This is a genomic window from Pseudomonas sp. PB120 (assembly GCF_009761815.1).
Classification (GTDB): Bacteria; Pseudomonadota; Gammaproteobacteria; order Pseudomonadales; family Pseudomonadaceae; genus Aquipseudomonas.
Map to the genome: position 1 here is coordinate 53,696 of NZ_RWIN01000149.1, position 16,711 is coordinate 70,406.

Annotated in this window: 12 protein-coding genes; 5 read left to right on the forward strand and 7 right to left on the reverse strand. The window is 59.4% G+C overall.

Going from position 1 to position 16,711, the window contains the following annotated elements; translation table 11 throughout:
• The 3 genes from EJA72_RS27465 to EJA72_RS27475 form a co-directional block, all read right to left on the reverse strand.
• Complete coding sequence (locus EJA72_RS27465) at positions 1–3,120, reverse strand: transglycosylase domain-containing protein (protein ID WP_157715041.1); 3,120 nt, start codon at positions 3,118–3,120, stop codon at positions 1–3.
• Positions 3,121–3,242: 122 nt separating this feature from the next.
• Positions 3,243–3,701, reverse strand: a complete 459-nt coding sequence (locus EJA72_RS27470; protein ID WP_157715007.1) for a transposase — start codon at positions 3,699–3,701, stop codon at positions 3,243–3,245.
• A gap of 710 nt (positions 3,702–4,411) precedes the next feature.
• Positions 4,412–5,539 carry an OpgC family protein gene (locus EJA72_RS27475; RefSeq protein ID WP_157715008.1) on the reverse strand — a complete coding sequence of 376 codons (1,128 nt, stop codon included), beginning with the start codon at positions 5,537–5,539 and terminating at the stop codon, positions 4,412–4,414.
• 230 nt (positions 5,540–5,769) lie between these two features.
• Between EJA72_RS27475 and EJA72_RS27480 the strand changes: the two genes are divergently transcribed.
• Genes EJA72_RS27480 through EJA72_RS27490 form a run of 3 tightly spaced genes read left to right on the forward strand, consistent with a single transcriptional unit; the run spans position 5,770 to position 8,592 of the window.
• Positions 5,770–6,144 (forward strand): GtrA family protein, encoded by a 375-nt coding sequence (locus tag EJA72_RS27480; protein ID WP_157715009.1) that lies wholly within the window; start codon positions 5,770–5,772, stop codon positions 6,142–6,144.
• Positions 6,141–7,082: a glycosyltransferase family 2 protein gene (locus tag EJA72_RS27485; protein WP_157715010.1), complete on the forward strand. Its 942-nt coding sequence runs from the start codon at positions 6,141–6,143 to the stop codon at positions 7,080–7,082. The genes EJA72_RS27480 and EJA72_RS27485 overlap by 4 nt, the downstream gene beginning before the upstream one ends.
• Position 7,083: 1 nt before the next feature.
• Complete coding sequence (locus EJA72_RS27490; protein WP_157715011.1) at positions 7,084–8,592, forward strand: glucosyltransferase domain-containing protein; 1,509 nt, start codon at positions 7,084–7,086, stop codon at positions 8,590–8,592.
• Between the two features lie 25 nt (positions 8,593–8,617).
• On the opposite strand, the gene EJA72_RS27495 is transcribed toward EJA72_RS27490, so the two are convergent.
• Positions 8,618–10,237 (reverse strand): FMN-binding glutamate synthase family protein, encoded by a 1,620-nt coding sequence (locus EJA72_RS27495; protein ID WP_157715012.1) that lies wholly within the window; start codon positions 10,235–10,237, stop codon positions 8,618–8,620.
• 208 nt (positions 10,238–10,445) lie between these two features.
• Positions 10,446–11,246 carry a LuxR C-terminal-related transcriptional regulator gene (locus tag EJA72_RS27500; RefSeq protein WP_157715013.1) on the reverse strand — a complete coding sequence of 267 codons (801 nt, stop codon included), beginning with the start codon at positions 11,244–11,246 and terminating at the stop codon, positions 10,446–10,448.
• Between the two features lie 126 nt (positions 11,247–11,372).
• Here EJA72_RS27500 and EJA72_RS27505 point away from each other — a divergent pair, with 126 nt between their 5' ends.
• A complete protein-coding gene (locus EJA72_RS27505; protein WP_157715014.1) occupies positions 11,373–12,194 on the forward strand; it encodes a carbon-nitrogen hydrolase family protein in 822 nt (273 codons plus the stop codon).
• Between the two features lie 244 nt (positions 12,195–12,438).
• Positions 12,439–13,764: an APC family permease gene (locus EJA72_RS27510; RefSeq protein WP_157715015.1), complete on the forward strand. Its 1,326-nt coding sequence runs from the start codon at positions 12,439–12,441 to the stop codon at positions 13,762–13,764.
• A gap of 166 nt (positions 13,765–13,930) precedes the next feature.
• Here the strand turns inward: EJA72_RS27510 and EJA72_RS27515 are convergent, their stop codons facing one another.
• Positions 13,931–15,742, reverse strand: coding sequence for a DAHL domain-containing protein (locus tag EJA72_RS27515; protein ID WP_157715016.1), 1,812 nt, complete (start codon positions 15,740–15,742; stop codon positions 13,931–13,933).
• Positions 15,739–16,698, reverse strand: coding sequence for a cytochrome-c peroxidase (locus EJA72_RS27520; RefSeq protein WP_157715017.1), 960 nt, complete (start codon positions 16,696–16,698; stop codon positions 15,739–15,741). Before EJA72_RS27520 ends, EJA72_RS27515 begins: the two co-directional genes overlap by 4 nt.
• Positions 16,699–16,711: the final 13 nt, after the last annotated feature.

Genomic DNA, 16,711 nt, shown 5'->3' on the forward strand with positions numbered 1-16,711 from the left:
TCATGAGCGTCGTGCCACCTCAACGGGCAGGCATTGCGTATGCGTGCCCGGCTGTAGATACGGCGTGAGAATCGGCGCCATGCCCTTGAGCACTTGCACCGGCAAGGCCGAGGTGAACTTGAAGGCTTCGGCGGTGCGCCCGGGTACGAATGCGGTCAGCGTGCCGAAGTGGTCATTGCCGATGTAGAACACGAAGGTGGCCGTGCGGTTGATCGACTTCGAACTCAGAATCCGTCCGCCGGAACCAATGGCTTCAATGCGGTTATCCCCGGTCCCGGTCTTGCCGCCCATGGCCAGTGGCTTGCCGTCGGGGGTAATGAAACTGCCAGACACCCGTTTGGCCGTACCGGCATCCACCACTTGCGACAAGGCCTCGCGCATGGCCGTGGCCACTTCGGACGGCATTACCCGTTTGCCGGCGACCGGGTCATTGATCAATTTGGTTTCGTACGGCGTATTGGCCGCGAAGTGCAGGGTATCGATGCGCAAGGTCGGCATGCGCACACCGTCGTTGAGGATGGTGCCGATCAATTCGCCCAGCGCCGCAGGGCGGTCGCCGGAGCTGCCGATGGCGGTGGCCAGCGACGGCACCAGATGGTCAAACGGGTAACCGACTTTCTGCCAGCGCTGATGAATGTCGAGGAACGCCTCGATCTCCAGCATGGTGCGAATGCGGCTGTCGCGTGCGCCCTTGTGCTTGCTTTTAAACAGCCAGCTGTAGACTTCCTGGCGTTCGAACTGGCTGGCTTTGACGATCTCGCTCCACTTGGCATCCGGGTGGTTCAGCAGGTAACCCATCAGCCAGAGGTCCAGCGGGTGCACCTTGGCAATGAAACCCTGGTCCGGCAGGTCGTACGCGCCGGGGCTGTAATTCTCGTAGAGCCTTTGGAGGCGTTCATCGGTCAGTTTTTCGGTGAGCTTGGCGCCTTTGACTTGCGCGCGCACGAAGGTGTTGAAGCTTTCCTGACTGGCTTGCGGCAACAGGTAACGGTGCACGGCGGCCATGCGAATGGGCGTCGGGCGCATGCCGTCGAGGAAGGTATCAAGCCGGGCCTGGGTGTCCTTGTTTTTGTATTTCTTCCAGAACCTCAGCAAAAACGAGGTGCCTTCGCGGTCGGCGAAATCCGCCAGGTATTCCTGACGCCGAGGGTCGCGATCGTCCTTGAGCAATTCGGCACTGTTGTTGGGGCCGGAATAAGTGGTGTAGCGCACCAGGTCACGCATCAGACGGATGAACGGCAGGTTGATCGACTCCCGAATCGCATCGCGCAAGGTGGGCATGCGGCCGTTGTCTTCCTTGCGAAAGTTATGAAACACATGCAGTCCGCCACCGGTGAAAAAAGCTTCGCCGGGGCTGGCCGAGTATTTGCGATCCAGCGCTGCACCGAGCATGGCCGGCAGGTTGCGGTCTTTGTTCTGGATCAGGTAATCGACGGCCCAACGGCTCAGACGGTCCTGGTCGGGCACGTCGACTTTCTTCAGTTCCGGGATGGTCATTCCAACGTATTTGTCGTGCAACTCGGAAATGATCTGCAAATACGTGGTGAGCACGCGCATTTTTGCCGTGGAGCCCAGTTCCAGCTTGCTGCCTTCGTTGATGTCGAACGGCTGGTCGGTGCTGTCGGTCTGCACCCGTACCCGCGCGCCGTCCGGTGTCAGTTCAAACAGGGTGAAGCTGTAGCGCACCTGAGTGGTGCTGGTGGGCGTAAGCAAGCGTTCGCCCATCAAGCCGATTTGTGTAGCAAACGCCGGGTCGGCCAGTTTCTTCAGGTATTCGGTGGCCTGAGTCTGCAAATCGCCTTGCAGGGTGCTGGTGGCCGAGAGATCGAGACGGTCGAGATCGTACAGCGGGCGATTGAGCAGACCGCCCAACCGGCTGCGCGCCACGCTGATGCCTTTGTTGGTTTCGATGGGTTGAATGGTCGGCTGGGTCTGCCAGTCGCGATAGGTCACTTTGCTGGCCAGTGCGGCCGCCGCAAAGGGGGCATCGATCACATTGTTCTGTGCCAGCAGGCGAATATGGCTGTCGGTCAGGTCCGCCAGCTCATCTCGACCCTTGGTCAGGTAATGCGAAGGGCGGCGCTGGGCAATCATCAACGAGAGCATTTCCCGCAGGGCCAAACCTTTGGCGGCCAGGGTCTTTGGATCCGTGCGGGTGCTGGCCAAGGTTTCGTTGGCCTCGCTGAAATCGGCGCCGTACCAGACCCGCAACCCTTCGGCCATGCCATGCACTTCACCGTGGCCCGGCACGGCGGAAAGGGGCACGCTATTGAGGTAATCGCGCACCACGTTCTTGCGCGCCTCGAGTGTTTCCGGCCCAGCCTGATAGGCGCGCACGGTGGCGGAAATCATCTGCCGAATCTTTTCCGCTCCCGACACCGTCAGCCCGTCGGGGGAATGCCGGTACTTTTCAAGTTGCGTCGCCAGCGTACTGCCACCCGCCGACTGGCCGGGCATGTGCAGCAACTTCGCCACTTGCGACCACGCCGCCATGCCGAACCTTGGCCAGTCCACGGCGGGGTTGGCCAAGGGTTGTTTGGTGTCGAGCAGAAAGCGGTTCTCGATAAACAGCAGGCTATTGACCACCACCGGCGGTATCGATTCATAACTTGAATACAGCTGTTGGGGATACTTGAACTGGTACAACGGCGCGGCGCGGCAATCGGTGATCGACAAACCGGCCTGAATTTTCTCCGAATAGGGTACGAAAAGGCCCTTGCTGCTGTAATCCATCAGCTTTTGCGAGAAACGGGTCTGGGCTGCAATCACGTAATCGCGTTTGATCAACCTGGGCAGAAATTCATCCAGGGAGCTGTAGCCCAGGCGCAAATCGAAAGGCCCGGCGCCGGGGTAACGAATCGCATCGCTGGGGCCCGGTTGCAGGGTGTAACTCAGGGAAGCGGCAAACTGGCTGATTTCCCGGGCTTGAAATTTTGAAGTGCGCATCTCCTTGGCCGCCGCGAGTCCCAGGACAATCAGGATAATCAGCAGCAGCAACCAGAACGCCTTCCAGCCATGTTTGACACGGCTGCGACGAGGTTTTTGAGGTGAAGGCGCTTCATCCACACGTTCAGTCGGGACCACGGTTTTACTCGAATCGGTTTGCCATAACGCGCCCATAGTCGACTGATCCATTCACGCAGATTGATTGGACTTGACTGAAGCTTAGACGGTGGTTGGCGATGGTGAAAAAATTGTGAATATCCAGCTATCGAATTTTCACCGCCGTCGAAGGAGGGTTGTTATAGCCAACAGGCATCCCAGAGCGGGTAGTCGCCGATTTTAGCCACTAAACCCGCGCGCAACGGGTTGGCGACAATGTAACGGGCGAAAGGTAAAAGTTCTTCGCCATCACGGATAGCTCGATCGTGGTAGCCCCCTTGCCAGAAGGCGCCTTCACCGTTCAGAGCTCTGTTGATAGTGAGCGTGCTGCGGGATTTGACGGCCTGCATGAGTTGCGCCAGCGTGCATTGCTCAAGTTGCACCAGCCAATGGAAGTGATCGGGCATGATCACCCAGGCTATGGAATTGACCCATTCTTGTTCATGGGCGCGCCTGAGCTCCGTGACGAGCAAGCGACCCAATTGCCAATCAGTGAAAAGCTGGCGCCGCTGATGGACCACTGCCGTTATGAGATAAGCCCGGCCATGTTCTGAAAAGCGACCATGGCGAAGCCGGTGTGAGTTTGGGCGTGGAGGCATTCCTTTGCGTCCTGAAGTAGTGACTCCAATCCACCCTAGCCACTCTGTGACCTACACGTAGCTGCAAACGCTGAGCGAATTTTCCGAAACTTGTGAAGGATTCAAGTGGTGACTCGCTTTCCTGTGGCGAGGGAGCTTGCTCCCGCTGGGTCGCGAAGCGGCCCCGAACCCTGTGTCTGCGGTCTGTCAGGTGAATTGGGTCAACAGCTTTACGACTGCTACGCAGCCGAGCGGGAGTAAACTCCCTCGCCACAAAAGCAGGTGTGTTGCGGGATTTGATGGCCTCAGTGAATCCTCCGAAACTCATGACAGATCCAAGTGGCAATGCGATTCCCTGTGGCGAGGGAGCTTGCTCCCGCTGGGTCGCGAAGCGGCCCCGAACCCTGTGTCTGCGGTCTGTCAGGTGAATTGGGTCAACAGCTTTACGACTGCTGCGCAGCCGAGCGGGAGTAAACTCCCTCGCCACAAAAGCAGGTGTGTTGCGGGATTTGATGGTTGAAGCGAATTTTCTGAAACTTGTGAAGGATCAAAGTGGGTACTCGATTCCCTGTGGCGAGGGAGCTTGCTCGCGCTGGGTCGCGAAGCGGCCCTGAACCCTGTGTCTGCGGTCTGTCAGGTGAATTGGGTCAACAGCTTTACGACTGCTGCGCAGCCGAGCGGGAGTAAACTCCCTCGCCACAAAAGCCCACTTGCCACAAAGTCATCATCAATCAGCCGGCTGTCATTGCTTTCACAGGCCCCGTCAGCCGCTTGTTGAATTCCAGCCACATCCCCAGCAACGCCATCAACCCGGCGCCCACCAGCGCGGTGAATATCTGCATGGCAAAGGCATCGTCGGTCATGGCATTGACCATGTCGGCCAACGGTGCCAAAAGCACGCCCAGGCAAAAGATCTCCAGTGAGTAACGACCCATGCGGCAGCTTTGCCGTGCCAGCCAGTGTTGCGTCCAGCCGGTGTCCGGCAACAGTTTCGCCGTGACGTACGCCAATGCCAGGAAGTGCACAAGCCGCACCGGTGACAGGTTGGTCTTGCTGATCGGGTACAACAGATTGCTCAGCCAGGCCGGCATCAGCGCGTCGTGAATGTCCGGCCATCGCCACGAGACCGTAATGACCCCGGTCACCACCACGTACACCGCCGCCGTGACAAACAACGGCTGGCGCATCAGCGCACGGTTATCGGGCAACCGTGGCCGCTGACCTTGAATCGCCGCCGCACCGCCGAGCACAAACAGCAGTTGCCAGACCACGGGGTTGAAGTACCAGACGCCGTCCTTGATCGCCGCCAGGTTCCAGCCGAACCACGGCGCCATCAGATAGACCGTCAGCGACACCGCCACCACGGCCCAGGTCTTGCGCACCATCATCGGCAGTGCCAGCGGCAACCCGGCCAGCAACACGATGTACAGCGGCAACGGGTCCATGAGGTTGGGTTTGAAGCGCAACAGCAACTCATCCACCAAGGCTTGTTGCGGGTTGGTGATGAAATGATGCATGCCCATTTCCTCCACCAGGTCCCGGGTTTCCACGTGGCTGTTGGCGAAAAACACGATGCCCATCAGCATCGCCAGCAGGAAAATATGCACCACGTAGAGCACCCAGACCCGCCGCAGAATCTTCACGCAAGCAATCAGGTAACCATCGCGCGCCAGCACTTTGCCGTAGGCCAGCACCGCCGCGTACCCGGCCAGGAACACGAAAATCTCCGCCGCATCGCTGAAGCCGAAGTTGCGCAGGGTGAGTTGGCCGAGGGGGTTGTGCGGTACGTGATCCCAAAAAATGAAGATCAGCGCCAGGCCTCGAAAAAAGTCGATCCGGTGATCGCGTTCAAACGTCATGACGGCGGGCTCGTGAACGGGAGTTGAAATAAGGAGTAGACGTGTGCGCCGCTCAGCGGCGGCGCGCAGGGTGGCGTGATTCGTGGGCAATTGCAAAGTCGGGATATTACGGGATGTTGATCCGGCGTTTAACCGCTGGTCCGAAAGGCCATTACGCCTGTGATTTCTGACAGTAGACAGGCTCATATACTGGTGTGTGGTGTTCAGCGTTTTCGTTCGGGAGCGTCACCATGAGGCGGTTGTGGAAAGGCTTGTCGAGTTACACGGTGATCGGCGTTGCGAACACGCTCATTCACTGGCAAATCTTTTTCCTGCTCAGTGTGGCGGCCGGTCTCAGCCAGGCGGTCAGCAACCTGGCGGCCTTTTGTACGGCGGCCTCGTTTTCCTTCTACATGAACGCGCTCTATACCTTCAATGCCAAGGCATCGGCCGGTGGCTATCTGCTGTTCCTGTCGGCGATGGGCGCGCTGAGCCTGGGCGTCGGTCATGCCGGCGACGTGTGGCAGCTGCATGGCCTGCTGACGGTGGCGCTGTTTTCGGGCTTGAGCCTGGTGTTGGGATTTCTGTTCTCCAAGTACGTGGTGTTTCGCGGGCGTGACGTATGAAAGTCTCGTTGATCGTTCCGGTATTCAATGAAGAACAGGCGATCAGTCTGTTTTACCTGGCCGTGCGACAAGAGCTGAAGCTTGATCAGGTCGACGTCGAAATCGTGTTCATCAACGATGGCAGTTCCGATCGTACGGCGGAGCAGATAAAGGCGCTGGCACAAGCCGACGAACAGGTGATGCTGATCAACTTCTCGCGCAACTTCGGCAAGGAACCCGCGCTGTTCGCTGGCCTGGAATATGCCACCGGCGATGCGGTGATTCCCATGGATGTGGACCTGCAGGACCCGATCAGCGTCATTCCGTTACTGATTGCGCAGTGGCAGAAGGGCGCCGACGTGGTGCTCGCCAAGCGCCGGGACCGCACGACCGACAGCTACCTAAAACGTTACAGCGCGGCGCTGTTCTACCATGTACTGAACCGGATCTCTTACACCCGGATCGAAGAAAACGTCGGCGATTTCCGGCTCATGGACCGCAAGGTGGTCGACGTGATTCGCGCACTTCCCGAGCATCAGTTGTTCATGAAGGGTGTGTTGTCGTGGGCGGGTTTCAACACGGTGGTGGTGGAATACGAGCGAGCAGAACGCGTGGCGGGCACCAGCAAGTTCAACGGCTGGAAACTGTGGAACCTGGCACTCGAAGGCGTGACTTCATTCAGTACGGTGCCGTTGCGGTTATGGACTTACGTCGGTGGCTGCGTGTCGATGTTCGCCGTGCTCTACGCGGTGTACATGGTGCTGGACAAAGTTTTCAACGGCAACAGCGTCCCAGGATACCCTTCGTTGATGACCGCCATTCTGTTCCTGGGCGGTGTGCAACTGATCGGCATCGGCATCCTCGGTGAATACATCGGCCGGATCTACATTGAAGCCAAGCACCGGCCGCGTTATGTGGTGAAAGATATTGTCGGCGGCAAAGACCGGCTTGGGCTTTGACATGGGCCGGTTCATCGATTTTCTTGGCAAGGAACTCGGGCACCGTCAGGTCGGGCTGTTTTTTCTGCTCGCAACCCTGGTGTATGTGCTGCCGCTGATCCTCGCGGACTATCAATACATCGATGACAACTGGCGTTCCCTGTCGGCCGGGATGGCGTGGGCGAAGGAGGGCCGGTTGTTTGCCGAGCTGTTTTACAACGTGCTCACCTTCGGCACGGGCGCGCCGAATATCTTTCCGTTGCCGCTGCTGATCGCCACGCTGGCCATGACCTGCGCCCTGACCAGCCTGACGTTTCATTACGCCCCGCAGCCGACGATCTCGCATTGCCTGGTGCTGCTGCCGCTTTGGTACAACCCGTTTTTCCTGCAAAACCTGTCGTATCAATACGACGGCCCCATCATGGTCCTGAGCCTGGTGGCGGTCATTTTTGCGATCACTTTTCACCATGCCTCGAGCACGCTGCAGTGGCTGGTGCCGTCCGGGCTGATTGCGTTGGCGTTGGGGCTCTATCAGGTGAGCATCAACGTGTTTCTGGGCTTGTGCTGTCTGGAGCTGTTGCGGCGCGTCAATGACCGGTTGCCGTGGGCGCAAGGGTGCCGGTTGGTCGGCTGGAAAGTCGCGCAGGTCGCCATGGGCGGCTTGATGTATGGCGTCAGTGCCGCCGCGTTCATGACCCAGGACCGCACACAGTTGTTGAACTGGAGCGCCGCGCCGCTGCTGCAACTTGAAATCAACGTTGGCAGAGTGCTGGAAAAAGTCGCGCTGCTGTTTCACGGCGGATTGACGTGGGTGTTTGCCGGGTTGTTGCTGTTTGCCACCGTCGGCGGCGTGCAATTGGCGTTGACGATGCTTGAGCGTCAGGACAGCGGGCTGAAAAAAGCCCTGATCGGCTTGCTGTGTCTGCTGAGCTTGCCTGTCCTGGTGCTGCTGGTGTCAGGCGTCGCGCTGTTTTTCCGCGACTTCAACGAAGGCGCCCGCACCTTGATGGGCTTCGCGGTGCTGTTGGTGTTGCTGTTTTATCTCAGCCACCTGGCGCTGGAACGTATACACCGACGGCTGCCGCTGTTATTGGCGATTCCCTTGCTCGCGATGCTTTCACTGTCGTATGCCTATGGCCGCGTGTTGACGGTGCAGAAAGCCTTCTCGACCACCGCGCTGTCGAGCCTTGAGCGCGATTTCGCGACCCATCGGGAGTTGCGCGAAGCCAAGCGTATTTACATGTCGGTGACCTATTCCGATCACTGGCTGACGGGCGCCGCCGGTTCGTTCAAACAGTTGCCGGTGTTGCACTACCTGCTGAACATCGACTTTTACATGCTGGCCGAGAACCTGCCGAAGGTGGGCATCACCAACGTGGTGGCGGAGAAGGAGCGACGCAATGCGACGCGGGTCGGTTACCGGGGGTATCCGGCGCTGCTGGAGCGCCAGTACTACCGAATCTATCTGGTGGGCGACTACGGGTTTATCGTCATGAACGAACCGGCTCCAATCAAGGCGCTTCGTTGGTGAAGCGCCATCAAAGGAGCCGTCGGGGTCATGCTGCGGCTATCTCATTAGGCTCGAAACTGTCCGCCCGCGCCATCTGCCACATGCGCGAGTAAAACTCGCCGTTCACCTCACCGGTGAGCAATTCCCCCGGTTTCAAGAACACATGCAGTTGCGAGAACAGTTTGATCTCGGTGGCCGACATACGACGTACCAAGTGCTTGGCCGACAACTGCGACGGATGATCGAGACCAGCGGCGGCGAGCATCTCAGCCAGGGCTTCAAGGGTTTTACGGTGAAAATTGAACACCCGTTGCGCCTTGTCCGGGACCACCAGCGCGCGTTGGCGCAAGGTGTCCTGTGTGGCAACGCCGGTCGGGCATTTATTGGTGTGGCAACTTTGCGACTGGATGCAGCCAATGGCGAACATGAAGCCGCGCGCCGAGTTGGCCCAGTCGGCACCGATGGCCAACACGCTGGCGATGTCGAAGGCGCTGACGATCTTGCCGCTGGCACCGAGTTTGATCTTGTCCCGCAGGTTCAGGCCCACCAGCGTGTTGTGCACGAACAGCAAACCTTCTCGCATCGGCGCACCGATGTGATCGGTGAATTCCACGGGCGCAGCGCCGGTGCCGCCTTCTTTGCCGTCAATGACGATGAAGTCCGGCAGGATGCCGGTTTCGAGCATGGCCTTGGCGATCCCCATGAATTCCCAGGGGTGACCCAGGCAAAACTTGAAGCCCACCGGTTTGCCGCCGGACAGTTCACGCAGTTGCTGGATGAAGTGCATCAATTCGATCGGCGTCGAAAACGCGCTGTGCCGTGACGGCGAGATGCAGTCCTGGCCCATCGGGACGCCGCGGGTTTCAGCGATTTCCCGGGTGACTTTGTGCTTGGGCAAGATCCCGCCGTGGCCGGGTTTGGCGCCCTGACTCATCTTGATTTCGATCATCCGCACTTGCGGCGTCTGGGCTTGCGCGGCGAAGCGTTGCGGGTCGAAACGGCCGTCAGCGGTGCGGCAACCGAAGTAGCCGCTGCCGAGTTCCCAGGTCAGATCGCCGCCGTTTTCCCGATGATAGGCGCTGATGCTGCCTTCGCCGGTGTCGTGGGCGAAGTTGCCGAGCTTGGCGCCCTGGTTCAGCGCGCGAATCGCATTGGCGCTCAAAGAGCCGAAACTCATGGCCGAGATGTTGAACACCGACGCCGAGTACGGCTGGGTGCATTGCGGGCCGCCCACAATGACGCGAAACGCACTCGGGTCGCTCACCGGCGCCGGGCGCATGGAGTGGCCGATGAATTCGAAACCCGCCTGGTACACGTCGATCAACGTGCCGAAGGGTTTGTCCGCGCTTTCATTTTTGGCCCGCGAGTAGACCAGCGAACGCTGGGCCCGGGAGAAGGGCAGGGCGTCACTGTCGGATTCGAGCAGGTATTGGCGGATTTCCGGGCGGATGCCTTCCACCAGATAACGGATGTTGCCGAGGATCGGATAGTTGCGGCGCACCGCGTGCGGGCTTTGCAGCAGATCGAACAGGCCGATCAGGCTGAGAATGCCGGTGGTCGCGGTGATCGGCCACAGCCAGTCATGTTCCAGGAAGGGCAGGCTGGCGAGGGTGAAGATCACGCAAGCGGCAAAGAAGGCGTAACGGCTCAGGAGTGACAGGCTCATACGGTTTCCTTGGGTTCGGACTCGTTCATTGTTTGGCAACGCTTGATGCTTTTGTGGCGAGGGAGCTTGCTCCCGTTCGGCTGCGTAGCAGTCGCAAAACCTACTGACGGGATTTGTCTGACTGAATGCAGCGCTTTTATTGGGACCGCTTCGCGCTCCAGCGGGAGCAAGCTCCCTCGCCACAGAGTGCTGCGTGCTGCAATGTTCGTCAGGCATTCTGCGCCTGGAGAAAAATTGAAAACAGCTCGGACTGGGACTTGATCCCCAGCTTGCTGTACATGTGTTTCTTATGGACTTTCACGGTTTCGACAGAGATTTCCAGCTTACGGGCGATTTCCTTACTGGAGCAACCGCTGAGCATCAGGCGCCCGACGTCCAGCTCCCGGGCGGTCAATTGCGCGCCTTTGAGTTGCTGCACCGACGCTTCCAGCTGCACGCGCCAATCCGGTTGCGGTGGCGACGGCGCGAGGGCCACGACCTCGTTGATTTCGTATGGCAAGCGCTGGCGCAACAGCCCCAGAATCCAGGGCTGGATCAGCGACAGCAAGGCAATTTGCTGACCGCTGAAACGCTGTTTGCTGCCCAGTGAAAGGCACAGCGTGCGGTCGCCTTCGAGCTGACAATTGAACTGGATTTCATCGGCGACCACATTCAGACGAAAGTAGCGCTGGTAATACTCGGTCAGTTCGAAGTGCTCCGGCGCCACTTCCGACAGGCGATAAAGTCCGGTGCGCGATTGTTCGCGGCACGCGATGTAGAACGGGTCGAGCAGGTACAAACCGCGCAGGTAATCCTGGAACAACTGATCAGGGCTGCCGTCCTCGCCCGGGCATTCGGCGAACACTTGCGGGTGTTGGTCAGGGTTGAAAAGCAGCGCCACCCAGCTGTCGAAGCTCACGTACTGATCCAGCAGGCGCACCAGCTGCGTCCAGAAATTGGGCTTGTCCAGGGCGTCGATCAGTTGCCCCACCGAACGGTGCCAGGCGATGTCGTCCAACGAGAGTGTCATGCATCTACCCCTATCGTGTTACCCCGGCGGCGTGATTCCCCGGCCGGTTGCTTGCTGCGCATACTGGCGCACAGACACCGACCGGGCAATCTTTCTGCAGCCCGGCCACCAGAACAAGGAATACCCATGAAGGTCGAACTCGCCCAACTGGCGGGCCGTGACAACGACACGGCTTACAACCTCGAACGCGCCTTGGCCGCCATCGCTGCTTGCGCGGCGGACACGCAACTGATCATGTTTCCCGAAAGCCACTTGATGGGCTTCCCATCGGCCGACAGCGTGGCGGCGGTCGCCGAACCCCTGAACGGCCCGACCGTCAACGCGGTTGTCGCCGCTGCCCGCGAGCGCAACATCGCTGTGGTCATCGGCACGGCCGAGAACGATAACGGTCGCTTCTACAACACGACGCTGCTGATCACCCCTGAAGGCATCGCGCTGAAATACCGCAAGACGCATCTGTGGGCGTCGGATCGCGGTGTCTACGAGGCGGGCGACCGATACGCCACGTGCCTGTGGAACGGCGTACGCGTCGGCCTGCTGATTTGCTACGACATCGAATTCCCCGAGACCGCCCGTGCACTGGCGCAACTGGGTGCCGAATTGCTGATCGTGACCAACGGCAACATGGACCCTTACGGCCCGACCCACCGCACCGCGATCATGGCCCGCGCCCAGGAAAACCAGGCGTTTGCGCTGATGGTCAACCGGGTGGAGGCGGGCGATGGCGGGTTGTTGTTTGCCGGTGGAAGTGCGCTGGTGGATCCGCTGGGCACGCTGTTGTTCGAGGCGGGGCGCGAGGAAGGGCAGTTTGCGGTTGAACTGGATCTTCAGCAGCTGACGGCGGCGCGGCAGGACTATCGGTATCTGGATGATCAGCGGCTGAAGTTGCCGGGGGAGTTGGTTGAGCATGTTTCTGGATTGCGGGAGCTGCTGATTCCTGCGCGCTGATCCGGACTTGATGGCGTCAGCAATGACGCCATCGCCGGCAAGCCGGTCTCGCTCCCACAGGGGGCTCCAGTGATCACACAAATTGTGAACGCCCGGGTTCAATTGTAGGAGTGAGCCTGCTCGCGATGAGGCCCTGACAGGCCACACACCTGTTTGATTGACCCAAGAACAATAAAGCAACACCCGAACACTCTGCGCCGAACTCGGCTCTGCCATAAATCTAATAATTCCGGAGTAGTCGCTCATGGCTCGTTTGCAACGCACCCTGTCATTAGGGTCGGTGGTGCTGTTTGGCATTGCCTACATGACGCCGATCATTGTGCTCGGCACCTTTGGTATCCTCGCTCAATCCACCGCCGGCATGGTTCCGGCCGCTTACCTCGCGGCGCTGGTGGCGATGTTTTTCACCGCCATGAGCTACGGCCGCATGGCCTCGGCATTCCCCGTGGCCGGCTCGGCTTATAGCTATGTGCGCAAGGCGATCAGCCCGAAGCTCGGCTTCATCGCCGGTTGGGCGGTTTTACTCGATTACTTGTTCCTGCCCATGGCGATCTGGCTGATCGGCGCCGCGTACCTCAATTCCGCATTTCCGGCGGTGCCGCAGTGGATCTGGGTACTGGCCTTCATCGGCATCACCAGCGCGATCAACATCGTCGGCCTGAAACTGGCCAACGGCATCAACGCCTTGCTGATGCTGGTGCAATTCCTGGTGCTGATCGCCTTCGTTGCGCTGTGCGTGCATTACGTCGGCGGCGATGCGAGCACGCCCTTGTGGTCGGTCAAACCGTTCTTCAACGGCGACATGCAAATGCCGTTGATCATGAGCGGCGCGGCCATTGCCTGTTACTCGTTCCTCGGTTTCGACGCGGTCAGCACCCTGACCGAAGAAACCCGCGACCCGCGCCGCACCATCCCTCGGGCGATCATGCTGATCACCTTGATCGGCGGTTTGATCTTCGTTGGCGTGTCGTACTTCGTGCAGATCGCCCACCCGGCGTTCCAGTTCGACAACGTCGACTCGGCGGCCTATGAGATTGCCCGCAACATTGGTGGCGACTTGTTCGTGTCGATTTTCCTGATCGGCCTGATTGTCGGCCAGTTCGCTTCGGGCCTCTCGGCGCAGGCCAGCGGGTCGCGACTGTTGTTCGCAATGGGCCGCGACGGCGTGCTGCCGAAATCCTTCTTCGGCACGCTGCACGAACGCTTCGGCACTCCGGTCAACAGCATCCTGTTGTGCGCCGTCGTGGCGTTGCTGGCGCTGAAACTCGACGTCACCACGTCGACCTCGTTCATCAACTTCGGCGCGTTCCTCGCCTTCAGCCTGGTCAACCTTTCGGTGATCTTCCATTACTGGATCGGCGGCGAAAAGAAAGGTCTGCGCGAGCTGGTGCTGTTCCTGATCTTCCCGTTTATCGGCCTGGCGGCGGACTTGTGGCTGATGGTCAGCCTCGATCACCTGGCGATTTACCTGGGGCTGACCTGGCTGGGCATTGGCGTGGTGTACCTGGCGGTGCTGACCGGCGGGTTCCGTCGCCAGCCACCGGAAATGGATTTCCAGGAAGCCACATAACCCACACACTTAAAGGAAACCACCTGATCTGAAGGCTGGTGAAGAACCTGTGGGAGTGAGCCTGCTCGCGATGAGGCCATGTCAGCCAATATCTTGGTGACTGACAGGCCGCCATCGCGAGCAGGCTCGCTCCCACATTAAATTGCGTTGGAAGTTAATGTTGCGTTCAGGCTTCTTGCGGCACCAGCTTCAGCGGGATCTGCAAGGTAAACACCGCCCCCTTGCCCGGCCCGTCGCTGTGGGCACTGAGGTGGCCATTCATCTCGATGGCAGCCAGGGCGCAGCTGTGCAGGCCGAAGCCGTGACCTTCCTTGCGGGTGGTAAACCCGTGGGCAAAGATGCGGGTCATGTTCTCCTCGGCGATGCCTTCGCCGTCATCCTTGACAAGTATTTGCAGGGTCGTGGCGTCGATGATTTTTATGCCGAGGGTCATTTGGCGCGGGCGTTTGCTCAGATCGGACATGGCGTATTTGGCGTTGCTGATCAGGTTGATCAGGATCAGCAACAACCGGTGTTTATCGCCCATGACCTGCGGCACGTCGCCGTAGTCCTTGACCACCATGACGTGGTGCCGGGTCAGGGCGCCAGCGTTCATGCGCAGGGCGTCCTCAAGCAGTTCGCTGATGTACAGCGGCTCCATCAGACTGTCGGCCCCCGCATAGGATTGCTGGGTAGAAACAATGTCCTTGATGTGGTCGACACTTCGACTCAGCTGGGCGAGTTCATCGGTCATGCCCTGTTGTTCCACGGCAATGGCGTCTACCAACTGATTGAGATAACCGGGCAGCAACTTGCCTTTCGCATCCTGAGTGAGAAAGGTTCCGAGGTCGTCCCGATGATCGTTGATCAACTGCATGGCTTTGCCCAACCCTTGCGCCTTGCTGGCGCGCAGTTTACGGCTCACCAGGTCGGCGGAGATGTTCACGCTGTTCAGCACATTCCCGACGTTGTGCAGCACATTGGTCGCGATCTCGGCCATGCCGGCCTGGCGCGCGGTATCGAGCAGTTCGCCTTGGGTATCCCTCAGTTCCCGGGTGCGTTCTTCAACGCGCAGCTCAAGATCGTCGTTGGCAGTCTTCAGCGCTTTGTTGACGCGATTGATCACTGTGACGCTGCGCATCAGTTGAATGGCCATGTACACCAGCAACAACACCAGCAACGTTGAAAACACCAACATGTAAAAGTGATAGCGCTGATCGACCGCCACGGCCTGCTGCTGCTCGCTGTTCAGCAGGCGGGTGATGTCATCCAGGCGTTCGGCCACCGGTATCGCTTCGATGTTGTCCAGCAAGCGGTTGACCACCGGTTGTTCCCGCAGAATCAACGCAATGTGGTTGCTCAGCACATCGACCGGGCTGTGAAACTGTTCAGGCAAACGCTGCTGGTTGATGCCCAGCTTGTTCAACCCCACCAGGATTTCAGCAGCCTTGTCGTCAGAGGCGACCTGGGTGAATTCCAGGGTGCTGAGCACCAGGTCATAGGTGTCGGTGGCGATGTTCTGCAGTTGCAGTTTGTCGCCGTCCACCAGTTGGGCCAGGGGTTGCAGGATGTCATCCTCGCCGGTCGGCAGAAACGCCAGCGAGTTGCGCAAGACCGCATTGTGCGACTTGAACTGCTCCACCCGCCGGGTCTTTTCCTCGATGGCGCTCAGGTACGCATCATGGCTTGCGCGCCAGACCGGTGAATCGTTGCGACCGTGGTTGGACTCCATCGTGTCGAACCGTTCCCACAGTTGCGTCATCTCGGTCAGCGGCGTGACCAGTGGATCGTAGTTGTGGTTGGTGGAAATTCTGGCTTTGAGAATCTCGGTTTCCCATTGCGCATTCAGCTGCTTGATGCGCCCGATCAGATCCCGGGATTCGGCGTAGGTTGTCGTCTGTGTCGAGCTGGACTTGAGGTACAGGAACAGCAGCGTCGAGGCCAGTATCAAGGCGACAAAACCGAGCAGCGCGAGGCTGCGGCGGCGGGACATTTTCATAACGGTTTGCCTCCCCATTCACCGGTCAGGGTCTTGAGGAATGTGATGATCAGGCGTTTGTCTTCGGCAGTCGGAATGCGCCCCAGCTGGAACTTGAACATCACGTCCACCGCGTCTTCCAGGGTTGGCGCCGAGGCGTCGTGAAAGTACGGCGCGCTCACGGCAACATTGCGCAAACTCGGGACTTTGAACACATGGCGGTCCTCTTCATCCCGGGTCACCAGGTAGCGCCCCAGGTCGGACTCGGTCGGCGTGCCCCGTGCCTTGAAGTAATCGCCCATGACTCCCAGCTTCTGGAACATGTTGCCGCCGATGTTCACCCCTTGGTGGCAGGCGATGCAGCCGTATTCCTTGAAACGCTGGTAGCCGTACTTTTCATCCGTCGTGAGGATGTCGGTGTTGCCTTGCAGGTATTGGTCGAAACGCGAGTTGGCGCTGATCAGCGTGCGCTCGTAGCTGGCCAGGGCGTTTTGCACATTACCCAGGGTCACGCCGTCCGGGTAGGCGTCACCGAACGACGTCTGATAGGCCGGGTCGGCGGACAGCGTCCGTACCACGTGTTCCCAGTTGCTGCCCATTTCATCGGGGCTCTGCACCACTTCGAACACCTGATCTTCGAGGGTGCGCGCGCGGCCATTCCAGAATTGCCGGAAGTTCAGGCTGGCGTTGAACACGCTGGGCGTATTGACCGCCACTGGAAGGCCGTTGAAGCCGATGGAAAACGCCTTGTTGTCGGCGCCGCCGCTTTCCAGTCGATGGCAACTGGCACAGGACAGGCTGCCGTTGACCGACAAGCGGGGTTCGTTGAACAACAGCCGACCGAGTTCGACCCGTTGCGGATCGAGTTGTGGCACCGGTGGCAGTGGTTTGAGCGGTTCATCGAGCGGCGCGCCGAAGGCGCTCAGGCACAGGCCGAGCAGCGGCACCAGCAGCAGGCGGTGAAAGAAGGGCGACATCGAGTGATGCCTT